Genomic DNA, 22,183 nt, shown 5'->3' on the forward strand with positions numbered 1-22,183 from the left:
ATGAATCTCTCGAACTTCGTCCGCCAACACTGGGCCGCGTTCCGTGCGCTACTGGTGCTCACCGTCATCACCGGCTTGGCCTACCCGCTGTTCATTTGGCTGGTGGCGCAACTGCCGGGTCTGCAGGACAACGCCAACGGCTCGATCATCGAGGTCCACGGAAAGCCGGTGGGTAGCCGAATCATCGGTCAGCTGTTCACGGATAAAGACGGCAACGCGCTGCCGCAGTACTTCCAGAGCCGGCCGTCTGCGGCCGGTGACGGGTATGACCCGCTCGCGACCAGCGCGAGCAACCTGGGGCCGGAGAGCATCGTCGACACGCCCGCCGATCCGTCGCTGCCGAAGGACGACAACGGCTACAAGGCCAGCCTGCTCACCATGGTGTGCTCGCGCAGCTATGCCGTCGGGAAGCTCGAGGGCGTCGACGGATCACGCCCTTTCTGCACGGGTGACGGTGTGGGTGCCGTGCTTTCCGTGATCGGTCCGCGCGACTCGCTCGGCAACGTCGTACACCCGACCAAGGTCGTCAGCGTCAACGAGCCGTGCGATACCACCCCGCAGCCGTTCCTCGTTACCTACGAAGGCGTGCGGGTGGAATGCGCCAAGTTCGGCGAGGACTACTCGATCGGCCAAATCGTGCCCATACGCGGTGCGGCCCCGACCGATCCCGCAGTGCCGGCCGACGCCGTCACGGCCAGCGGCAGCGGCCTGGATCCGCACATCTCGCCGGCGTACGCCGATCTGCAGGTGAACCGGGTGGCCAAGGCCCGCGGCGTCAGCCCTGACCAGATCCGAGGATTGGTGCTGGCCAACCAGGACGGCCGCGTTTTCGGCTTCATCGGCGAGGCCAGGGTCAACGTGTTGCAGCTCAACATCGCCCTTGATCAGAAGTACCCCGTGAAGAGCTGACAAATGCCGTGGATGATGAGCATGTGACCAGCCACGATCAGCCGCTTGCGCCAGGACCATCGGACGCCGATGATCCGCCGACGCTACCGGCATCAGGCAGTGATCTCCTGCCGGTGAGGGCGTCCAGCGACGCGGACGCCCTCACTCATCGGACCGACTACAAAAAGAAGCGCGGGGAGCTGCGCATCTATCTCGGCGCAGCTCCCGGCGTCGGCAAGACCTTCGCCATGCTCGGGGAGGCGCACCGCCGACTCGAGCGGGGCACCGACCTGGTGGCCGCGGTGGTGGAGACGCACGGCCGCAAGAAGACCGCCGACATGCTGGCGGGAATCGAGGCGATCCCGCCGAAGTACATCGAATACCGGGGAACCAAGTTCCCTGAGCTCGACGTCGAGGCCGTGTTGAAACGCCAGCCCGAAGTGGTGCTCGTCGACGAGCTTGCGCACACCAACACTCCTGGCAGCAAGAACCCCAAACGGTGGCAGGACGTCGAAGAGTTGCTCGATGCGGGCATCACCGTGATATCGACCGTCAATGTTCAACATTTGGAAAGTCTCAACGACGTCGTCGCTCAGATCACCGGCATCGAACAGCAGGAGAAGGTACCGGACGAGATCGTTCGCGCGGCCGACCAGGTCGAGCTGGTCGACATCACGCCGGAAGCGTTGCGGCGCAGGCTCGCTCACGGCAACGTCTACGCACCGGAGCGCATCGACGCAGCGCTGTCCAACTACTTCCGTCGCGGAAACCTCACGGCGCTGCGCGAATTGGCGCTGCTCTGGCTGGCCGACCAGGTCGACGCGGCCCTGGAGAAATACCGCGAAGAGAATAAGATCACCCAGACCTGGGAGGCGCGCGAACGCGTCGTCGTTGCGGTGACCGGTGGCTCCGAATCTGAAACGCTGGTGCGCCGCGCATCCCGAATCGCGTCGAAGTCGAGTGCCGAGTTGATGGTCGTGCACGTCGTGCGCGGGGATGGCCTATCGGGTGTCTCGGCACCCCAGATGGGCAAGGTGCGTGAGCTCGTCCTCAGCTTGGGCGCGACGTTGCACACGGTCGTCGGCGACGACGTGCCGAGTGCCCTGCTGGATTTCGCTCGCGAAATAAACGCCACCCAGCTGGTCCTCGGAACTTCCCGGCGTTCGCGATGGGCGCGCATCTTCGACGAGGGTATCGGGGCCACTGTGGTCCAGGACTCGGGAACGATCGACGTCCATATGGTCACCCACCCGGAGGCGAGCAGGGGGTCCTGGTGGTCACGGGTCTCACCACGCCAGCAACACCTGGCGTCATGGGTGGCCGCACTCGTGGTGCCGTCGGCGATTTGTGCGCTGATCGTGGCATTGCTTGACCCCTATCTCAAAATCAGCGGCGAGAGCGCCCTCTTCTTTGTCGGGGTGCTCGTGGTGGCGCTGCTGGGCGGTGTCGCCCCGGCGGCGCTGTCGGCCGTGCTGTCCGGGTTGTTACTCAATTACTTCTTGATCGAACCGCGCTACACGTTGACCATCGCCGAGCCTGACAACGCGATCACCAGTTTCGTTCTGCTGGTCGTCGCCGTCGCAGTGGCAGCGCTGGTGGACAGTGCCGCGAAACGTACCCGCGAGGCCAGGCACGCCTCGCAGGAGGCTGAACTGCTGGCGCTCTTCTCCGGCTCAGTGCTGCGCGGCGCAGACCTCGAGACGTTGTTGGAGCGGGTCCGAGAGACGTATTCGCAACGCGCCGTGAGCATGTTGCGGGTACTGGACGGCGACTCGGAAGGTGAAATCGTCGCGTGTGTCGGTGATGACCCGTGCGTCGACGTCGACTCGGCGGACACCGCAATCGAAGTCGGCGACGACGAATTCTGGATGCTGATGGCCGGGCGTAAGTTGCCTGCGCGTGACCGACGGGTGCTCACGGCTGTCGCGAAACAGGCTGCAGGGCTGGTCAAACAACGCGAATTGACGGAGGAGGCCAGCAAGGCCGAGGCCATCGCGCAGGCCGACGAACTGCGCCGCTCGCTGCTGTCGGCCGTCAGCCACGATCTGCGCACGCCGCTGGCCGCCGCTAAGGCCGCAGTATCCAGCCTGCGCAGCAGCGACATTGACTTCTCCGCAGAAGACACCGCCGAACTACTCGCCACGATCGAGGAATCCATCGACCAGCTCACCGCGCTCGTCGGCAATCTGCTGGATTCGTCCCGGCTCGCTGCCGGGGTGCTGCGGCCAGAGCTGCAGCGCGTGTATCTGGAAGAGACCGTGCAGCGCGCATTGTTAGCAATCAGCAAGGGCATCACTGGTTTTCGCCGACAGGGTCTGGACCGTGTCAAGGTCGACGTCGACGACGCGGTCGTCATGGCCGACAGCGGCCTGCTCGAGCGGGTGCTGGCCAACCTTATCGACAATGCGCTGCGCTACGCGCCGGACAGCCCGATCCGCGTCACGGCGGGCCAAGTAGGTGAGCGCGTGCTCATCGCCGTCATCGACGAAGGACCGGGCATCCCGCGCGGCACCGAGGAGCAGTTGTTCGCACCGTTTCAGCGGCTCGGTGACCACGACACCAGCATCGGAGTGGGGCTGGGCTTGTCAGTGGCGCGCGGTTTCGTCGAGGCCATGGGCGGCACCATCTCTGCAACCGACACACCTGGCGGCGGGCTCACCATCGAAATCGACCTTGCCGCACCACAGGACGGGGTGGCATGACCCCGCAGAAGACCAGGGTGCTGGTCATCGACGACGAACCACAGATCCTGCGCGCGTTGCGAATCAACCTTTCGGTGCGCGGCTACGAGGTGTTTATCGCCGCCAGCGGCGCCGAGGCTCTCAGAACTGCGGCCGACCACCGTCCCGACGTCATCGTGCTGGACCTGGGCCTGCCCGATATGTCCGGCATCGAGGTGCTCGAGGGTTTGCGCGGCTGGCTGACCGCACCGGTGATCGTGTTATCGGCACGCACCGATTCGTCGGACAAGGTCGAGGCACTGGATGCGGGTGCCGACGACTATGTCACCAAACCCTTTGGGATGGACGAATTCCTGGCCCGGCTGCGGGCCGCGGTGCGCCGCGGCGCCGCCGCGTCCGACACCGACGAGCCTGTGATCGAAACGTCGTCATTCACCGTGGACCTCGCCGCGAAGAAGGTGACAAAGAACGGCACAGAGGTCCACCTGACGCCCACCGAGTGGGGCATGCTGGAGATGATGGTGCGTAACCGCGGCAAGCTCGTCGGCCGCGAGGAGTTGCTCAAGGAAGTGTGGGGACCGGCCTACGCCAAGGAAACCCATTATCTGCGCGTGTATTTGGCGCAGCTGCGACGCAAGCTGGAAGACGACCCGTCACGTCCGGTTCACCTACTGACCGAAGCCGGAATGGGCTACCGCTTCCAGGAGTGATCCTGGCTCGTCTCCACACGGTCATACATCGCAGTCCAGAGCGAGTAGCACGACAGTGCCTCGACAACGACACGACCGAGGTCCGTGTGCCGGTACACGACGTCGGCGGCAGCGTCGGTGTCCCAGCTTCCGTGGTCGTTTCTCGTGACCAGTCCGCGAGCCCCGAGGAGTCTCAAGGCCGCCGACAATCCGCGCCGGCCAGCGTGGACATGAGTGCGCAGATCTGCACGAGACATTGGCCCGCGGGTGAGCGCGTCGAGTACTTCGAGCACGTGTGCATGGCTTACTAGCTCGAGCAGGTCCGGCACAGAGTCCGGTTCACCGATAGCGGACATTCGCCGCACGGTAGGTAGCAAGCTTGCAGCCGTAAAGGCCGCCTTACGGCATCCATACGCCGACTAGCTGGACTTTTACGAAATCTATACACCCTGCGGCGGGCGGGGTCGGGCGGAACGACACTAGGCTCCGAAGTCGTGTCGTCACCGACATCTGTGCTCAAGCGATTGGTCGTCGGGCGGCCGTTCCGTAGCGACCGGCTTGGTCACACGCTGCTGCCAAAACGCATTGCCCTGCCTATCTTCGCGAGCGACCCGCTGTCCTCCGTCGCATATGCGACCCAGGAAATCCTGCTGATCCTGACGCTCGGCGGATTGGCGTACCTCTACCTCACGCCATGGATCGCCGCGGCGGTAGTGCTGCTGCTCGCCGTCGTGACATTGTCGTATCGCCAGGTGGTGCAGGCCTACCCAAGCGGCGGCGGTTCGTACGAGGTGGCGTCCACGAACCTGGGTGCCCGCGCGGGACTGGTGGTGGCCGCAGCGCTTCTCGTCGACTATGTGATGACGGTCGCCGTATCGGTGGCCGCGGGTGTGGACAACATCATCTCGGCGATCCCCGAACTGAACCCGTATCGCGTCGCGATCAACATCGGCTTCATTGTTGTGCTGACCGCAATGAACCTGCGCGGTGTGCGCGAATCCGGCCGTGCATTCGCCGTGCCGACCTACGCCTTCATCGCCGGTGTGATGCTGATGATCGCAATCGGCTTGTTCCGCACGCTGATTGGCGACGCGCCGGTGGCCGAGAGCGCGAACTATGGCATCCATGCCGAACACGTCGGACTGAACACCCTGGCGATCGCGCTGCTCGCACTGCGGGCGTTCTCGTCAGGCTGCACCGCACTCACCGGCGTGGAAGCGATCTCCAACGGAGTGCCGGCGTTCCGAAAGCCCAAGTCGCTCAATGCCGCTCGAACCATGACCGCGATGGGCACGCTGGCGATCACGATGTTCATCGGTGTGACCGCGCTAGCGCTGATCTCGCACACCCACGTCGTCGAGCACACCTGCGATCTCATCGGCTTTCCCGGCGACTGCAACAACGACGCCCAGCGCACGGTGATTGCCCAGGTTGCCGCCGCGGTATTCGGCAACAACAGCGCGATGTTCTACTACATGCAGGCCGCGACGGCGTTGATCCTGATCCTGGCGGCCAACACCGCGTACAACGGGTTTCCCCTTCTCAGTTCAATTCTCGCGCAGGACCGCTACCTGCCCCGCCAACTGCACACCCGCGGCGATCGGCTGGCCTATTCGAACGGCATCATTTTGCTCGCCTTGATCGCTGCGGTGCTGATCTACGCGTTCGACGGCTCGACCACCCGACTGATCAATCTCTATATCCTCGGGGTGTTCACGTCTTTCACGCTCTGCCAGACGGGCATGGTGTCGCACTGGAATCGGGCGCTGCGCGATACAGAGACGCCCGCACTGCGCCGCCGAATTCGGCGCGCGCGAGTGATCAACGCGGTCGGCGCCTGTTTCACCGGCGTGGTGTTGGTGGTCGTGATGATCACCAAGTTCACGCACGGCGCATATCTGGTGGTCATCGCGATACCGTTGTTGTGCGTTCTGATGCAGAGCATCCACCGGCACTATGCGGCGGTGCGTGCCGAGCTCCGCACTGTTGACGACGACGAGCCGACATTGCCGAGCCGGATCCACGCCATTGTGCTTATCTCCAGCTGGCACAAAGCAACTCAGCGTGCATTGATGTTCGCTAAGGCGACCAGGCCCGACTCCCTGACTGCGCTGACCGTCAATGTCAACGATGCGGAGACGCGGTCGCTGGTTCGGGAGTGGGAGGAACTCAACGTCGCTATCCCGCTCAAAGTCATTGAGTCGCCGTACCGGGAGATCACGCGGCCGATCGTCGCGTACATCAAAAAACAGCGGCAAAGCGGCCCGCGGGACGTGGTGAACGTCTATATCCCCGAGTACGTTGTCGGGCGCTGGTGGGAGAACCTGCTACACAATCAGAGTTCGTTACGACTCAAGGGGCGGTTGCTCTTCGAGCCCGGCGTCATGGTGACCAGCGTGCCGTGGCAGCTGCACTCGTCGGCACAGCACGACCTCACCCGCGAAGAGCACGTTGCCGGCGAGGTTCGCAGAGGCATCGACCGAATGCCGACCGGGTGAGCCAGGCGCTCAGCAGAGCTTGACCACCGCGGCCGCGACGATATCGCCGGCCGCGGTCACCGATGCCCCGATGTCGTCCTGCACCATCTGGACGGCCTGCGAGGAGGTCGTACCGCGTTGCGTTACCGAGCAGACCCTGAACCCCTCGGACAGCAGCTGCTCGACGCTGAAGTTCTGGTAGAAGGGCTGCACGTCTTTGAGGTAGCTCCCTGGGTCAGCCCCCGCGGGCGAGGCGAATGCCAACGATACCGCCGCACCGGCGGCCAGAGCTCCAAGCGGGATGGACCACATGTCAGAGGTAACTTTCTGGGAGTTTGCTGTTGGTAGTGCCAACGTTACCGCTAGCCAGCGCTGATCGGGCGGCTTCCGCCCTTCTACGGGGTGATGCCGAAGGGTCCGTGAAGGAGTCATCGATGCGAAGGACCCGACCCCCTGCGCTGGATCTGGTACAGCTTCGGCGGCACGCTCGGATCGCGTTTACCGTGAGTGGGTGCTGCGTGATCTAACCGGCCGAGGCCGATGGGAACGCCAAATCCTTCGCGCCGTGGTGCAGGTAGTGCCGCTGGCCGCGGCGTTGTTGCTCATGCTGGGTTCCCGCCGGATCGCTTGGGTCGGCGTGGGCTGCGGGCTGCAGAGCTATCGCGACAACGCCGACTGCCACTGATGGCCACGCTGGTATCGGTGAACGTCGGCCTGCCGACGGACGTGCAGTGGCAGGGCCGTGTGGTCCATACCGGAGTGTTCAAGAGGCCGGTGAGCGGGCCGCAGATGGTGCGCCGCCTCAATATCGACGGCGACGGCCAGGGTGATCTCGGGGGCCACGGTGGTGAGCAGCGCGCCGTGCTGATCTATCAGACTGAGTCGTATCGTTATTGGGCGCAGGTGTTGAAGCGGGACGATCTCGAGCCGGGTCATTTCGGTGAAAACTTCACTGTCGACGGGCTTCCCGACGATGAGGTATGTATCGGCGACCGGTATCGGATCGGCGACGCCGTCTTCGAAGTAACGCAGCCCAGGGTCACGTGCTATCGCGTCGGAATCCGACTTGACGAACCGCGGATGGCGGCACTGCTTGTGTCGCATCACCGCCCGGGCTTCTACTGCAGGGTCCTGCAGGAGGGGTTTGTGGAACCGGGCCAGACCATCACCAAGATCTCCGCGGACCCAGAAGCGATGTCCGTCAACGAGATCGACGCATTACTGTACCTGCCGGGACATCCGCGGGAATCGTTACAGCGCGCATTGCGAATTCCCGCGCTCAGCCCTGGGTGGCAGGCGTCGTTACGGAGTCTGCTGGATCAAACGGAACGCGACGGTGTGAGTGGCAACAGTGGACTCAGCGCGGCCGCAGGAACACCGTCGCCGGCGTGGCCGGGCTTTCGATCGTTGATCGTGTCAGATATCAAGATGGAGTCTGACTCCGTATTCTCAGTAGTGCTTGCCGATCCCGACGGTGCACCGCTGGCGAGTTGGCTTGCGGGACAATCGATTGCGCTCAGAATCCACATCGACGGCGATCATCTGCCGATCTACCGCAATTACTCGTTGTCGAACCGGCCCGGCGACCCGGATTACCGTATCGCAATCAAGCAAGAGCGTGCCGGCGTCGCGAGCGGGTACCTGCACAGCCATCTGCGGGTCGGGGATCGCCTCGAGGTGGCAGCGGCCCGCGGAGGGTTCTACCTGGGCGATGGCGACGGGCCGGTCGTCCTGATATCCGCAGGCGTCGGGATCACCCCGGTGTTGGCGATGTTGCACGCGATCAGCGACAGCCAACCCGACCGCCGGGTGTGGTGGGTGCATGCAGCGCGGGACGGCTCTGAGCATCCGTTCACCGCCGAAACTGCCGAGTTGCTCGGCCGACTATCCAACGTCGAGGCTCATGTTGCCTACAGTCGCCCCGGCGTGGCGAGTCACTTCGGCGTCGATTACACGATCAAAGGCAGGCTGACCGCGGAATCGCTGAGCGAAATGGCATTGCCGCGGGAGGCGGACGTCTACGTGTGCGGTCCCGAGTCATTCATGCGCGACATGACCGCTGCGCTGACCGCAACCGGTATCGAGCCGGCAAGGATCCACACCGAAACGTTCGGCGCCCAGGGCGCTTTGGCGCCCGGCGTCGTCGCGGCCGCAGCTCCCCCACCGCACCTGCCGGCAGGTCCCGCTGGCACCGGTCCCGAGGTCTCGTTCTCGCGCAGCGGCATCACCGCCAAATGGAGTGACCGCTACCCCAGCCTTCTGGACTTCGCTGAGGCCTGCGACGTGCCGGTCCGGTGGTCGTGCCGGACCGGGGTGTGCCACAACTGTGAGAGCGCGCTGCTTGCCGGCACAGTGCACTACGACCCGGACCCCGTCGAATCCGCCGCCGACGGCAACGCATTGATCTGCTGCTCTCGACCCACCTCGGCCGTGGTCTTGGATTTGTAACCGACCGACGCTGGCAAACTTCCGAGTTCCCGGCATTCCGGCGCGCCGACCGGGCTCAGGCGGTATACATGCCGCATGCCTGGCAAGGCATACGCAGGTCGGGTCGGCGGCGTAGCCATCGCCCTGGTTATCGCCGTTGCCGTCATGACCGGCTGGCACAGCGGCCTCGCGTGGGCTGACGAGACCGGTGGAACTGCCGGATCGACCACCTCCACCGCCGGAACCGAGACGAAAGCCGACCAAACCGACGTCGGCGCACCCGGCAAGACGAATGACGACGTCGGTACACCGACCGAAGCGGCCGATCCGCCGAAGAAGGGTGCCGACGAGACGCCGCCCACCAAGCCGTCGCGAAAGACGGGGTCGAACGCGCCGGCGGCCCAGCCCGCGAAGCCGAAGGCGGCGACGGCAGTCTCGGCTACCTCGGAGGTGAAGCACGAGGCGCCTGCCGACGTGACGCCGCAGGAGAAAACCGCCGCCAACAGCGGACCCTCAGATCCAACACCACCCACCCACGCGGCACTGCGCATCGCAACGACAGAGTTGCCCGCTGTCACAACGGCGGTAACAACGCCGAAACCGGTGCAGCCCAACGTGATCCGTGCGGTGACTGCGCTGGTGTCGGGTGTCGTCAATGCGATCGTGAGCCCGTTTGCCGCCAGTAGCATGCCGGGAGCGCCTGCCGGGGCGCCGTCGATCTGGTCGCTGCTGGCGTTCGCGCGACGCGAATTCGAACGGGCATTCACCACGCCGTCGTTGCAAGAAAAACCCGTCGACACACAGACAACGAGCCAGACGAGCGAAGAGCGCACCCTGATCCTGTCTGCCTTCCCCGCCGAGGCCGACGCCATTCTCGCCCGCACCACGCTCGACCCGAATCCCTCGGTGGTGGTCGACGGGCATCACTTCTACCTCGGCACGTTGGGCGGCAAAAAGGTGATCGTGGCGATGACCGGCATCGGCATCGTCAACGCCACCCAGACGACGGAGATAGCGCTCGACCACTTCACCCCCGACTCCGGCATATCGATTGGCGCAGTGGTGTTCTCGGGCGTCGCCGGCGGCTCCGGGCGCACCGAGATCGGCGATGTCGCGGTGCCGGCCCGATGGACCTCCGATGACGGCCAAACATGGCACGCTGTCGATCCGGGCATGCTGGCCACCGCCAGCGCACTGGATGTCGACCTGCTGAGTCGAGACAGCATCGGAGACCCGAGCTGTTATTGCGGACTGTTCGCGGGCCCGCAGATCGACCTCAACCGCGAACCGGACCTGTTCGTCGGCGGCGACGGTTCCAGCGACGACAACAACAACGGAACGGCCTTCCCTGCCCTGCCGTCTATTCCGCTGGTCGGCGACATCTTCGGCGCCCAGCCCTGCGCAGCACCGGATTTCTCACTTCTGTTCACCGGCAACTTCTTCCAGGCCATCGTGCCGTTCCTGGCCTCCGGACTCGTCAGCAACCTGACGGGACTGCTGAACCCTATGACGCCGGCTGTGGACGCCGTCGACCAGGAGACCGCGGCGGCGCAACAGGTCGCCGACGCGCACGGCATCCCGTTCCTCGGCATTCGCGGCATGTCCGACGGGCCAGGTGATCCGCTCAACTTGCCGGGCTATCCGTTCACATTCGCCGTCTACAAGCAGATCGCGGCAGACAACGCCGCGATCGTCACCGAAGCGTTCCTGCAGGACTGGGGCGGCGCCTGAGGGTCACGCGGGTTCTTTTCGCCGCTCCGCCAACGCGGCCAACCGGGCCAGACACTCACGGTTTCGCGGGTATGCCGCGGCCAGGGCCAGCCGCCGCGGCACCAGGCTCAGCGGGCCACCGACGGGCACCTCGGCCATCTCGATGCGGCATCCCGTCGGGATATCGAACAGCCGCAACGCTATTCGTGCTCCGCCGAACGGACGGCCCTTGGCGCGCAGCACGAGCTCCTCCAGCGGCGTCGAGGACTCGACGTGCGTCTCGTCGTTGAGGACAAACGGCCATACGCCGATGGTGTGATGGATCTTGCTGCCGGGCTCGGGCCATCGGGGATCAACCGCGCGCATCCGGGTGTTTCCGACCACCCACTGCGAATACGTCCAGCCATCGGCGACTACGTCCCAGACCTGCTGTCGTGTCGCGGTGGTGTCCCGCTTCACGGTCAAGGAGCTATCAATTGCCGCTGGCTCTGCCATACCCACGGGCTACCCGACACCCGCAAAGCCAAACGCTCAGGGCTTGGTTTCGTCCGCCAGCGCGATCAGTCTTGCCCGCACCAGGTCGGGGCGCTCGTCGATGATGAAGTGCGTGGCGTCGACCTTCTCCAACGTGAAGTCATCGGCGATGGCGTCTTGTGGCGACGTCCACGATTCATGGATGGCAGCATCGTTGACGCCGTAGAGGGCACGAATGGGAACGGTGGCGCGACGCTTCTCGGGATGCCTTGCAGCCCTTGGTACCTCGCGTAGCAGGAACGTCCGGTAGGCGTCGCGGCCGGCTCGCGCCACCACGGGATCGCGGAAGCGGTCCACGTATACGCGCACGGTGTCACGATCGAGCGCAGATCCCAGTTTGAAGACGAGGTAGAGGAAATTCGTGTAGCGCTGCGCGGCCACACCGAACGAGGCCATCAGCGGCTGGTACTGCAGCAGCGGCCAACCGTGGGCCAGAAAGTTCCGCCTAGTCACCCACGGATAACCCATGTTCAGGGCCAGGTAGCCGTCGAAGCGCTCGGGCACCCGCAGGACCATCAGATAGCCGGCGTACGCGCCCCAGTCGTGCCCCACGAGCAGCACCTTGTCCAGCGCGAGCGCGTCGAGCAGGGCCAGCACATCGCTGGCGACGTCGTCCTTAGCCCACTTGTGCGGCGCGGGTCCGGACCACCCGAAGCCGGGCAGGTCGGGCGCGATGATCCGCAGGCCGGGCGGCGGGTCGGCGAGCAGATGGTGATAGGCCCAGTGATGCTGCGGCCAGCCGTGCAACGCGATGACCGGGCGGCCGTCCTCGGGGCCCGATTCGGTGACATGAAAGCGGACTCCGCGGGCCTCGACGAACGACCGGCGCGCCCCCGGGATCGGCGGCGGTTCAGAAGGCATGATTCGCACTCTACGTAACCGCTGCCGCGCTACGGTCGCGGTATGGGTGGCTACCGAGACCTGTTCAACGCCAGCATCGCCGATCCAACGACATTCTGGGCAGACGCAGCGCGGTCGGTGACGTGGACCCGTGAACCGAAGCGCATTCTCGACGACTCGAACCCGCCCTTCTACCGCTGGTTTCCCGACGGGGAGTTGAACACCTGCGCCAACGCGCTGGACCGTCACGTCGAGGGCGGCCGAGCCGACCAGCCCGCGCTGATCTACGACTCCCCGGTGACCGGATCGCAACGCACATACACCTACCGCGAGCTGCTGGACGAGACCGCCCGCTTCGCGGGAGCACTGCGCGGACTCGGTGTCGGCAAAGGCGATCGCGTCGTCATCTACATGCCGATGGTGCCCGAGGCGGCGATCGCGATGCTTGCGTGCGCTCGACTGGGCGCGGTGCATTCGGTGGTGTTCGGCGGGTTCGCCGCGCACGAACTCGCGGCCCGCATCGACGACGCGAAACCGGCCGTCATCGTGACCGCGTCGTGCGGTGTCGAGCCAACGCGGACCGTCGACTACAAGCCGATGCTCGACACGGCTTTGCAGCTCTCCGTACACGCCACGCCCGCGTGCGTGATCCTGCAGCGCGATCAGCGACCGTGCGAGCCGTTGGCGGGCCGCGACCATGATTGGCGCGAGCTGATGGCCAACGCGGAGCCCGTCGACCCGGTGCCCGTGGCGGCCACCGATCCGCTGTACGTGCTATACACCTCGGGCACCACCGGCACGCCGAAGGGCATCGTTCGCGACAACGGCGGGCATGCAGTGGCGCTGCTGTGGAGCATGCGCAACATCTACGACACGCATCCCGGCGAAGTCTATTGGGCAGCAAGCGATGTCGGTTGGGTCGTCGGGCACTCCTACATCGTCTACGCGCCACTGATGCTTGGTGCAACCACCGTGCTGTACGAGGGCAAGCCCGTCGGCACCCCGGATGCGGGCGCGTTCTGGCGCGTGGCATCCGAGCACGGCGTGAAGGCGGTGTTCACCGCGCCGACGGCGATCCGCGCGATCAAGAAGGAAGACCCCGAAGGCTTGCATCTGAGCAAGTACGACCTGTCGGCGCTGAAGTATTTGTTCCAGGCGGGCGAACGTCTCGATCCGGGCACCTACGGTTGGGCGTCGGACATGCTCGGCATCCCGGTCGTGGACCACTGGTGGCAGACCGAAACCGGTTGGGCCATCGCGGCGAACCCGATGGGCGTCGAACCGCTGCCTATCAAACCGGGTTCGGCGACGGTGCCGATGCCGGGCTACGACGTGCGCATCCTGCGGCCTGACGGTTCGGAGTGCGACGCGAACGAAGAGGGCTCGATCTGCGTGCGACTGCCGTTGCCGCCGGGAACGTTGCCGACGATTTTCGGTAATGACGAACGTTACATCAAGGGGTATCTGTCGGCATTCCCCGGTTATTACCTGACCGGCGACGGCGGATACATCGACGACGACGGCTACCTCTTTGTGATGGGCCGCACCGATGACGTGATAAACGTTGCGGGACACCGGATGTCGACAGGATCAATCGAAGCCGTTCTTGCGGGTCACCCTGCAGTCGCCGAGTGTGCGGTGATCGGCGTGGCAGACGAGATCAAGGGGCAGGTGCCGCGGGGTCTCGTCGTTTTGAAGGCCGGCGCGACGGCCGACCGGCTTGCCGAGGAACTGATCGAGGCGGTGCGCGAAAACATCGGCGCGGTGGCATCTTTCAAGATCGTCGACGTGGTACCCGCACTCCCCAAGACGCGATCGGGCAAGATTCTGCGCAAGACGATGCGCGGCATCGCCGACGGCCGCGAGGAACCGATGCCCTCGACCATCGAGGACCCGGGGGTGCTCGACGCGCTGAAACCGATTCTGCAACGTTGACTCTGCGCCCAGGGTGTCTCCGCGAGCAGACGTTAGATGCCCCGACACGCCGACGATTTGGGGCACTTTGCGTCTGCTCGCGCGGTAAAGGAGGCCAGAGGAGGGCAATGATCCATTACCGCCGGCGCGTTAACGGAACGCCGTGTTCAGCCGCTTCTGGAACACCTCGTTGAAACGCCGATACGCGCTGCGCAGCTCGTCTCCCGGCCAGTCGTTTCCGATGACTTCGGCGGGTAGCAGTGGGTCGAGTTGAAGATGACGGACGACCGCGACTGATAAGGCGAACCAATACGCAAAGTCCTCGGAGCCGACCGCCTCGATGTCGAGCTCGTCCTGCAGAGCGACGGTGAACCTGTCAGCGTCTGCAGCCCAATCATCAAGACTGAACAGAGATCTCACGGTCTCGGCGGGGATGTCCGTCGCGGCGTTGTGGAAGTGCACGCATTGGCGGTCGAGCACGGCGCGCAGTGTTGGCAGGCGCTCGGGGTCGAGGTTGTCGGGCCGAATCCAGACGCCCTCCCGTAGCTCTGCGAGGTGCAGAGCGGTTGCCGCCTTGCGCAGCGCCAGGCGATCTGCGGCCGACCGCCGCTCCAAAGACACGATCGCCAACTCCCAGCTGCCATCCCACGGCCGAGTTGCCGGAGCGCGGGATGCCTCGTCGACACGCTGCCGCCGTTCGAGCAGGCTGCCCGCGAGCGCATAGGTGCCGTCCTCGCTGGTGAGTTCCCCATTGGAGACCATGCGCCACAAGCACGTGCGGGCGGCGCCGTCGCTGATGCCGAAGAGCGAGGCCATCGCCACCAGTTCCCCAACCGTCAGGTGTGGGTGCGGGGCGCCGAGCAGCGCCGTCGCAAGGACCGACCGTGCGCTGAGTGACTGGTCACCGATCAGATCGGCGAGCTGGCCGCGGCCCCCATTGACTGCTGGCACGCGTCCATCATCACCCATCTCACGTAATTGTTGACGCGTGACGTTCATAGTGTGATACTTCCACAGTATGAGCACTCCGACAACGACGTCGGTCGCCGACGATGTGGAGATCGTTCACCGCATCCTGGCGCACATCGACGCCGGCACCACCGATGTAGGCGACGCCTGGCGGGAGCCCGTCGAAAATTATTTGAATCCACACAGATTCACCGCTGAGCTGGAAACCCTGCGCTCGTATCCGAGCGTGTTCCTGCCGTCCGCGGCGATCCCCAACCCCGGCGACCACGCCGAGCGAACCACCTTCGGCATTCCGCTGTTTACTGTGCGCGATCGCGACGGGCGGGCCCGCGTGTTCCGCAACTCGTGCCGACACCGCGGGATGGCCCTGGTCGAAGGACCGGGTTGTGCGCACGCGTTGGTGTGCCGCTACCACGGCTGGACCTACCGACTCGACGGCTCGCTCTCACACGTCCCACACGACGAGGCCTTCCCTGATCTCGACATGTCCGCCCGTGGGCTGGTCGAGGTCGACAGCCGCGAGGTAGATGGCCTCATCGTGATCGGCCCGCTCGGGTCACCGGCGCCGGGGGCCGAAGCGGCGATGACCGCGCTGACGGACGGCAGGCCGTGGCGCGACAAGCTGCTGCCCGCAAGCCGGCTGTTCACCGTGAGGCCGGCTCTGCGCCAGATGAACTGGAAGGTGCTGGTCGAACAGTTCCTCGAGGGCTACCACATCCGCACCACCCACAAGAACACCTTCTACCCCATCCAATACGACGACCTCAACGTCGTCGAGACGTTCGGGCCAAACACCCGAATCACGTTCCCGTACCAGAACATTGAACGACTCCGCGACCGCCCCGAAGCCACCTGGAACGTCGGGCATCGAGTGACGTACGTGTACCACCTGTTCCCGAACGTCATGGTCGCGACCTTTCCCAACCAGGTGCTGGTGATAACCATCGATCCGATCGACATCGACCACACGAACGTCACGATCTACGCCATGGTCACACCCGAGGTCACCGAGCGCCTGTCCGCCAACCCCGATTCCGCTACCGGCGCCCGCGATCTGCTGAACGAAGGTGGGATCGAAGACAACGAGATGTCGGAGGGTGTGCAGAAGGGCCTGTACGCGGGCGCCAATGATTTCGTCGAGTTCGGTACGCACGAGAGTGCCATCGGGCGCTTCCACTACAACCTCGACCAAAGGCTGGCATGCATTCGATGACAGACTACGAGCACCTGACCTACGAGCAGCGCGGGCCGGTCACGGTCATCACAATCAATCGACCAGAGCGGATGAATGCCATTGGGCCGCAGACACATGAGGAGCTGGTAGACGCGTGGGGCCGATTCCGTGACGACGATATCGCCCTTGTCGGCGTCCTCACCGGCGCGGGCGACAAGGCGTTCTGCGCGGGCGGCGACCTGAAGGCAGCGTTCGGCGGGGAACTCGACCTCGACGGCAGTCCCGACGACGGCGTGCTCGGGCCGTCGCGATGGACCGACATCTACAAGCCCACCATCGCCGCGGTCAACGGCGTCGCGTACGCAGGCGGCTTGGAGTGGGCGTGCTGGACCGACGTGGCGATCGCCGACGAACACGCCACCTTCGGAGTCACGTGCCGACGCTGGAACATCGGGCTGGCCGACGGTGGCACACAACGACTTACCCGCATCCTCGGATACCGCCGAGCGATCGAATTGATCGTCACCGGGCGGGTGATCGACGCCCGCGAAGCCGAACGGATCGGGCTCGTCAACGAAGTTGTGCCGAACGGGACGTGCCTGCAGCGGGCGATCGAACTGGCGCAGACCATCGCGGCACTCCCCCAGCCTGCGCTGCGCACTGACCTCGAAGCGGCGCGCACCGGACTGGGCCGACCGCTCGACGACGGGTTGCGCATCGAGGCGGAATGCTTCAGCCGGTCGATCGCCGCATCCGAAACCCTCGAAGGGCTACGCCAATTCAACGAACGCGACCACCCGGACCGTCGCGCCGACAGCGCCCCGCTGACGCCAGGGCTGGCCCGCTCGCTCTGAGCGACCCGCGCCCGTGGTCGGCTAGCGAGCTGGCGCGCGGAGTCGGTCCAGTTCGCTTTTGGCGTGGCGCTCTACCAACAACGGGATGAAGTCGCGCAGTGGCCTGCCCTCGAATCGGGCATGCACATCACGGACCACGTCCGCTACGGTCGACGCCGAAATCGTGGGATACCGATGCGTCAGGCGCACGACCAACTGCTCAATGACCGTCTGCTCGCTCAACTCGATCACCACCAAAGTTTCACCCCCGTTCACCCCACGGTCAACCCGGGCAGCCGGTGCCAATTGGCAGGCGGGGCCACTAGTTGGCTGGTGGGGTGAACTGGCTCAGCGTCAGCTCCGCACCCTGTGGATCGCGGATCAGCGCGGTCTTGGTCCGTTCGGTGTCATCCGACGAAAGCACTACGGCGCCATGCCTTTCAGCGCTCGCCGCAGACTCGTCGCGTGATGCGACCGTGAAACGGACATGCCAGTGATCCTGGCCATTGGCCAACGGCGCGACCCAGGCGATGGCGTCGGCGAAGCCGGGCGGCGCGTCTCCGGTGTGCAGATCGCTGAAGTTCCAGCTGCCGGGTGCGTTGACGAGTTGGGCTCCCAGCCGAAGCCGGGGCCGCCACAGCCGGAAGCCGGGCGCCCCGCGGATCGACACAGGCCGCCAGCCGTCCGCCGGGCCCCGCGATCAAATACGTGCCGGGCACGCCGGGAGGCACGGAGTCGGTGAACCTCCACCCGTCGACTTTCCTTTATTTCCAGAGTGATGCCAACTATTGTGATGTCGTCATATGTTGATATGCGTCCGTGGTAACAAACTCTGCTCCCACCCTCTCAGGTTGGTCAGAGCGACAGAGGAGTTGATCGACGATGCGAGCATCAGAGGCCAAAGCGGGCTCCGGTTGCAACTGTCATTGCAACGCATGCGAAGGCGGCCACCACTGCGGTAATCCGCCCAACTGCAACATCAGGCGGTAGTTAACCTCGAATTCTCGGGTTAGCCCGGCATCGCCCGGGGTATTTCTGCTGCGTAAATAAGCGCAGGAGATAGCTGATGACCACGACGACCCCCAAGTACATGGCTGTGCAGGGCGCAGCGCTGCTCGTCGCCGCGGCATTCGTCGTAATCGGCGTGCTGGGTTTCATCCCGGGCGTGACGCCGGACGGCAAACTTTTCGGGGTGTTTGCGATCTCCGGACTGCACAACGTGCTGCATTTGCTGTCGGGTTTCGTCGGCTTCGCACTGGCCCGCACCTATGCCGCGTCGAGGGCCTACTTCCTCGGCGGAGGTCTGGTCTACCTGGCACTGTGGCTGCACGGATGGCTCATGGGCAGCCGCCTACTGCCGATCAACGGCGCTGACAACTGGCTGCACTTCGGCCTCGGCTTCGGGATGATGCTTCTGGGCGTCACGCTCGCCGGCCAGCGCGACCCGACGAAAAGACGCAGGCGTTCGCCGAAATCTGCACCAGAGCTGTAATTCTCGTGAAATCACGACCCTCACGCAGAAATCGGCGCCAAGCACTAAGCGATCGACAGCGCGATGCCGTCGAGGATGTCGTGCTCGCTGACCACCAGCTCGTCGATGCCGGCCCGCTTGCCGAGCGCGTCCGCAAGCTCCTCCACAATGATTGCGCCACCACCGATCACGTCGACGCGGCCTTCATGCATCGGCCCCAGGGCAGCTCGCTGCGCGCGTGTCATCGCGATCAATTCGTCGCACACCGGCAATAGGTCGTCGAAGCCCACCGTGGACAAGTGGATGGCCTCTGAGTCGTAGGTCGTCATCTTCTGCGCCAGCGCCGACAGCGTCGTCATGGTGCCCGCGACTCCGACCCACGTCCGCGCCCCCTCGACGGGCACCACGCGCAGCGCCTGGCCCAGCCCCTCGCGCACTACCTCGCGCGCGGCCGCGATCTCCGTGGCCGTCGGCGGGTCGGAGTGTAGGCAGCGCTCGGTCAGTCGCACGCAGCCGATGTCGGCGGAGTAGCTCGCGTCGACCTCGCGTGAGCCAAGCACCACCTCGGTGGACCCGCCGCCAAGGTCGACAACGACGAAAGGTGCTGAGGCGGGGTCTAATTCGTCGACTGCGCCGTGGAACGACAGCGCCGCCTCTTCGGTGCCGGTGATCACTTCGGCGACCGCGCCGGGCACCACCGCACCTAGCACCTCGGCTGTCATTCCGAAGAACTCCTCGCGGTTGGCAACGTCGCGGGCTGCCGACGTCGCCACCATCCGCACCTTGGACACCTCGAATTCGTACATCAGCTCGGCGTAATCGGCCAACGCCGCCTTGGTACGAGCCAGCGCCTCAGGCGCGAATTGTCCTGTGGCATCGACGCCTTGGCCCAATCGGACGATCCGCATCTCGCGATGCACGTCGCGCAACCGGCCGTCGACCTTGTCGGCGATCAACAGCCGGATCGAGTTGGTGCCGCAGTCGACCGCGGCTACTCTGCTCATGCCTCGACTCCCGCTCGCTCCGGTCCTCGCGCGTTCCGCGCCGCGATCCTCCCTCGCGGTCGCCTTCGGGAGCTCATGTCCACCGACCCTTCTCCAGGATGCCCGCCATCGCAGACTCGGCCGCCAACACCGCGAGTGCCTGGTCGCCAAACGGATTCACCCCCGGACCCTTGGCCAGCGAGTGCGCGATCACTACATGCAAGCACTTGACCCGCTCCGGCATGCCGCCGCCGGAAAACGTCGTACCGAGCGGCTCGATCGCATCACGCTCCGCCAGATACGACTCGTGCGCCCTGCGATACGCGGCGGCCAGCTCCGGATCCTGCTGCAGCCGTTCGGTCATCTCCCGCATCATCCCCTCGGACTCCAACCGGCTGGCCGCGGCCGTCAATGCCGGATGCGTCAGGTAGTACAGCGTCGGAAACGGCGTTCCGTCAGGCAGTCTCGGCGCGGTCTTGACGACGCCCGGCTGGCCGTTCGGGCAACGGTAGGCGATCTCGAGCACACCGCGGGGCTCGCGGCCCAGTTGCCGCGCGACGGCCTCGAGATCCGCTGCGTCAACCACCGGGAGGTGGGGCATCGGGCGGCGGGGCTGGTGCAGGCGAAACGCCATGCGGCGCATCGGCAATGGTGTGCCACAGCGCGGTGTACCAAGGCTGGTCGCTGTGCTTCGTCGCGGGCTCGCTGCCCGGAGTCCCCGGCACGGCGGCATTTGCAGGCAGCTGCACCTGATACGGAATGTCGCCGGGCATCACGAAGCCGAGCCGTTCGCGGGCTTGCGCCGCAATGAACACCGGATCGGCAAGCTTGACCTTCTGCTCCTCGAGATCGGCGATCTGCGAACGTAATTGGGCCTCGGTCGCCTTCAACTGCTTCATCTCGGTGCGCTGACCGAAGTACGTGCGCACCGGACCCGCGATGGTCAGGGTCAGCACGCAGATGACCGCGGCGAGAATCGCTGCGCGCCGAGCCGCCGAGCCGAATCGCTGCTCGGACTGCTGTTCCGCCGACGCGACGATCGACTCTCGGATGGTCTCTTTCGGCTCCGGCTGTGGCGTCGAAGCGTTCGGTGCCGAGCCCTTGTCAACCGGACGTGGCTTGCGGCGGGCGGGCGCCGCCCCCTTCGGACGGCCCGCAGGGGACCGTCGCTTGGGGTCGGGCCGTTTCGCCTCGGGCACGGGTTATTTGGCTCCTGCCTCTGCTCTTCGCGCAAGCGGCTCATCGCCCACCGAGAAGCGCGGGAACGCGAGATCACCGGCGTAGCGGGCGGCGTCGCCGAGGGTCTCCTCGATGCGCAGCAGCTGGTTGTATTTGGCCACCCGCTCGCTGCGGGCGGGCGCACCGGTCTTGATCTGACCGCTGCCGACTGCGACCGCCAGATCGGCGATCGTCGTGTCCTCGGTCTCGCCGCTGCGATGGCTCATCATCGTGCGGTAGCCGCTGGAATGCGCGAGCGCCACCGCGTCCAACGTCTCGGTCAACGTGCCGATCTGGTTGACCTTCACCAAAAGCGCGTTGGCCGCACCCTTTTCGATGCCGTCCTCGAGACGCTCGGGGTTGGTGACGAAGAGGTCGTCGCCGACGAGTTGGACGCGGTCGCCGATGGCCGTCGTCAGCGCTACCCAGCCGTCCCAGTCGTCTTCGGACAGCGGGTCCTCGATGGACACCAGCGGATAGGAGTCGATCAGCCCGGCGTAGAAGTCGGACATCTGCTCGGCCGTACGGGTCTCCTTCTCGAAGCTGTAACCCGTTCCGGCGGTGAAGAATTCGGTGGCGGCGACGTCAAGCGCCAGTGCGACCTCGGGACCTGGCTTGAGACCCGTCGCCTCGATGGCGCTGAGGATCAGATCCAGCGCGGCCTTGGTGCCGGCGACGTCGGGCGCGAATCCGCCCTCATCGCCGAGGCCGGTGGCCAGCCCCTGCTTCTTGAGCACCGACTTCAGCGAGTGGTACACCTCGGCGCCCCAGCGCAGCGACTCCTTGAACGAAGGCGCACCGATGGGCGCGACCATGAACTCCTGGACGTCGACGCCGGTGTCGGCGTGGGCGCCGCCGTTGAGGATGTTCATCATCGGCACCGGAAGGATGTGCGCGTTGGGCCCGCCGACATAGCGGAACAGCGGCAGCCCGGCGGACTCCGCCGCTGCCTTGGCCACCGCGAGCGATACCCCGAGCATGGCGTTGGCGCCGACACGCGATTTGTCCGGCGTGCCGTCGAGGTCGACCAGCGCCTGGTCGACCAGTCGCTGGTCGTCGGCGCTCAGCCCGATCACCGCTGGCGCGATCTCGTCGAGCACCGCATTGACCGCCTTCTCGACGCCTTTGCCGCCGTAGCGGCTGCCGCCGTCGCGCAGCTCCACCGCCTCGTGCTCGCCGGTCGATGCGCCCGAGGGCACCGCGGCACGGGCGAATGTGCCGTCCAGCAGGGCCACTTCGACCTCGACCGTCGGGTTACCGCGGGAGTCGAGAATCTCGCGGGCTCCGACCTGCTCGATGATGGGCACTGGCTTCTCCTTGGTCATGGGGCTGGACTCGGCATTGAGCCTAGAGCGTGCGCTGCGCGATGGCGTGC

The 22,183-nt window shown here is 65.4% G+C and carries 22 protein-coding genes; 11 read left to right on the forward strand and 11 right to left on the reverse strand.

Annotated elements, in window-relative coordinates:
- The 3 genes from MYCSM_RS24770 (at nt 1) to MYCSM_RS24780 (ending at nt 4,279) form a co-directional block, all read left to right on the forward strand.
- Nucleotides 1-909, forward strand: a complete 909-nt coding sequence (locus MYCSM_RS24770; RefSeq protein WP_015308913.1) for a potassium-transporting ATPase subunit C — start codon at nt 1-3, stop codon at nt 907-909.
- A gap of 107 nt (nt 910-1,016) precedes the next feature.
- Nucleotides 1,017-3,590, forward strand: a complete 2,574-nt coding sequence (locus MYCSM_RS24775; protein ID WP_232425842.1) for a sensor histidine kinase — start codon at nt 1,017-1,019, stop codon at nt 3,588-3,590.
- Nucleotides 3,587-4,279, forward strand: a complete 693-nt coding sequence (locus MYCSM_RS24780) for a response regulator (protein ID WP_015308915.1) — start codon at nt 3,587-3,589, stop codon at nt 4,277-4,279. The genes MYCSM_RS24775 and MYCSM_RS24780 overlap by 4 nt, the downstream gene beginning before the upstream one ends.
- Here MYCSM_RS24780 and MYCSM_RS24785 read toward each other — a convergent pair.
- Nucleotides 4,261-4,614 (reverse strand): methyltransferase family protein, encoded by a 354-nt coding sequence (locus MYCSM_RS24785; RefSeq protein ID WP_015308916.1) that lies wholly within the window; start codon nt 4,612-4,614, stop codon nt 4,261-4,263. The genes MYCSM_RS24780 and MYCSM_RS24785 overlap by 19 nt on opposite strands.
- Nucleotides 4,615-4,752: 138 nt before the next feature.
- Between MYCSM_RS24785 and MYCSM_RS24790 the strand changes: the two genes are divergently transcribed.
- Nucleotides 4,753-6,756 (forward strand): APC family permease, encoded by a 2,004-nt coding sequence (locus tag MYCSM_RS24790; RefSeq protein ID WP_015308917.1) that lies wholly within the window; start codon nt 4,753-4,755, stop codon nt 6,754-6,756.
- A 9-nt stretch (nt 6,757-6,765) separates the two neighbouring features.
- On the opposite strand, the gene MYCSM_RS24795 is transcribed toward MYCSM_RS24790, so the two are convergent.
- Nucleotides 6,766-7,047, reverse strand: a complete 282-nt coding sequence (locus MYCSM_RS24795) for a DUF732 domain-containing protein (RefSeq protein ID WP_015308918.1) — start codon at nt 7,045-7,047, stop codon at nt 6,766-6,768.
- 199 nt (nt 7,048-7,246) lie between these two features.
- Here MYCSM_RS24795 and MYCSM_RS37355 point away from each other — a divergent pair, with 199 nt between their 5' ends.
- The 3 genes from MYCSM_RS37355 to MYCSM_RS38420 all read left to right on the forward strand — a co-directional run bounded on the left by MYCSM_RS37355 (nt 7,247) and on the right by MYCSM_RS38420 (nt 10,893).
- A complete protein-coding gene (locus MYCSM_RS37355) occupies nt 7,247-7,420 on the forward strand; it encodes a hypothetical protein (protein WP_157681393.1) in 174 nt (57 codons plus the stop codon).
- Entirely contained in the window at nt 7,420-9,183 is a 1,764-nt protein-coding gene (locus MYCSM_RS24800; protein ID WP_015308919.1) for an MOSC and FAD-binding oxidoreductase domain-containing protein, read from the forward strand. Before MYCSM_RS37355 ends, MYCSM_RS24800 begins: the two co-directional genes overlap by 1 nt.
- Nucleotides 9,184-9,258: 75 nt before the next feature.
- Complete coding sequence (locus tag MYCSM_RS38420; protein WP_015308920.1) at nt 9,259-10,893, forward strand: phosphorylase family protein; 1,635 nt, start codon at nt 9,259-9,261, stop codon at nt 10,891-10,893.
- 3 nt (nt 10,894-10,896) lie between these two features.
- Here MYCSM_RS38420 and MYCSM_RS24815 read toward each other — a convergent pair whose 3' ends face one another.
- Both MYCSM_RS24815 and MYCSM_RS24820 read right to left on the reverse strand, forming a co-directional pair.
- On the reverse strand, nt 10,897-11,367 hold the full coding sequence (locus tag MYCSM_RS24815; protein ID WP_015308921.1) for an SRPBCC family protein: 471 nt from the start codon (nt 11,365-11,367) through the stop codon (nt 10,897-10,899).
- A gap of 36 nt (nt 11,368-11,403) precedes the next feature.
- Nucleotides 11,404-12,267, reverse strand: a complete 864-nt coding sequence (locus MYCSM_RS24820; protein WP_015308922.1) for an alpha/beta fold hydrolase — start codon at nt 12,265-12,267, stop codon at nt 11,404-11,406.
- A 42-nt stretch (nt 12,268-12,309) separates the two neighbouring features.
- Here MYCSM_RS24820 and MYCSM_RS24825 point away from each other — a divergent pair, with 42 nt between their 5' ends.
- The gene (locus MYCSM_RS24825) at nt 12,310-14,181 is read left to right on the forward strand and encodes a propionyl-CoA synthetase (protein WP_015308923.1); all 1,872 of its coding nucleotides are present in this window, start codon (nt 12,310-12,312) and stop codon (nt 14,179-14,181) included.
- Between the two features lie 129 nt (nt 14,182-14,310).
- Here the strand turns inward: MYCSM_RS24825 and MYCSM_RS24830 are convergent, their stop codons facing one another.
- Nucleotides 14,311-15,129 (reverse strand): PaaX family transcriptional regulator C-terminal domain-containing protein, encoded by an 819-nt coding sequence (locus MYCSM_RS24830; RefSeq protein WP_015308924.1) that lies wholly within the window; start codon nt 15,127-15,129, stop codon nt 14,311-14,313.
- A 49-nt stretch (nt 15,130-15,178) separates the two neighbouring features.
- Here MYCSM_RS24830 and MYCSM_RS24835 point away from each other — a divergent pair, with 49 nt between their 5' ends.
- Together MYCSM_RS24835 and MYCSM_RS24840 are read left to right on the forward strand one after the other, a co-directional pair.
- Nucleotides 15,179-16,342, forward strand: coding sequence for an aromatic ring-hydroxylating oxygenase subunit alpha (locus MYCSM_RS24835; RefSeq protein ID WP_015308925.1), 1,164 nt, complete (start codon nt 15,179-15,181; stop codon nt 16,340-16,342).
- On the forward strand, nt 16,339-17,157 hold the full coding sequence (locus MYCSM_RS24840) for an enoyl-CoA hydratase/isomerase family protein (RefSeq protein WP_041312647.1): 819 nt from the start codon (nt 16,339-16,341) through the stop codon (nt 17,155-17,157). Before MYCSM_RS24835 ends, MYCSM_RS24840 begins: the two co-directional genes overlap by 4 nt.
- A 21-nt stretch (nt 17,158-17,178) precedes the next feature.
- On the opposite strand, the gene MYCSM_RS24845 is transcribed toward MYCSM_RS24840, so the two are convergent.
- The gene (locus MYCSM_RS24845; RefSeq protein WP_015308927.1) at nt 17,179-17,391 is read right to left on the reverse strand and encodes a three-helix bundle dimerization domain-containing protein; all 213 of its coding nucleotides are present in this window, start codon (nt 17,389-17,391) and stop codon (nt 17,179-17,181) included.
- A gap of 67 nt (nt 17,392-17,458) precedes the next feature.
- Nucleotides 17,459-17,806, reverse strand: a complete 348-nt coding sequence (locus MYCSM_RS24850; protein WP_051073813.1) for a VOC family protein — start codon at nt 17,804-17,806, stop codon at nt 17,459-17,461.
- Between the two features lie 396 nt (nt 17,807-18,202).
- On the opposite strand from MYCSM_RS24850, the gene MYCSM_RS24855 reads away from it, so the two are divergent.
- A complete protein-coding gene (locus MYCSM_RS24855; protein WP_015308928.1) occupies nt 18,203-18,628 on the forward strand; it encodes a DUF4383 domain-containing protein in 426 nt (141 codons plus the stop codon).
- 44 nt (nt 18,629-18,672) lie between these two features.
- Here MYCSM_RS24855 and MYCSM_RS24860 read toward each other — a convergent pair whose 3' ends face one another.
- The 4 genes from MYCSM_RS24860 to eno form a co-directional block, all read right to left on the reverse strand.
- Nucleotides 18,673-19,611 carry a Ppx/GppA phosphatase family protein gene (locus tag MYCSM_RS24860; RefSeq protein WP_015308929.1) on the reverse strand — a complete coding sequence of 313 codons (939 nt, stop codon included), beginning with the start codon at nt 19,609-19,611 and terminating at the stop codon, nt 18,673-18,675.
- Nucleotides 19,612-19,684: 73 nt separating this feature from the next.
- Nucleotides 19,685-20,176 (reverse strand): DUF501 domain-containing protein, encoded by a 492-nt coding sequence (locus tag MYCSM_RS24865; RefSeq protein WP_041314911.1) that lies wholly within the window; start codon nt 20,174-20,176, stop codon nt 19,685-19,687.
- Nucleotides 20,169-20,789 carry an FtsB family cell division protein gene (locus MYCSM_RS24870; RefSeq protein ID WP_015308931.1) on the reverse strand — a complete coding sequence of 207 codons (621 nt, stop codon included), beginning with the start codon at nt 20,787-20,789 and terminating at the stop codon, nt 20,169-20,171. The genes MYCSM_RS24865 and MYCSM_RS24870 overlap by 8 nt, the downstream gene beginning before the upstream one ends.
- Before the next feature lie 3 nt (nt 20,790-20,792).
- Nucleotides 20,793-22,115: a phosphopyruvate hydratase gene (eno, locus tag MYCSM_RS24875; protein ID WP_041314913.1), complete on the reverse strand. Its 1,323-nt coding sequence runs from the start codon at nt 22,113-22,115 to the stop codon at nt 20,793-20,795.
- Between the last annotated feature and the right edge of the window lie 68 nt (nt 22,116-22,183).

The organism is Mycobacterium sp. JS623 (assembly GCF_000328565.1).
Taxonomy (GTDB): domain Bacteria; phylum Actinomycetota; class Actinomycetes; order Mycobacteriales; family Mycobacteriaceae; genus Mycobacterium.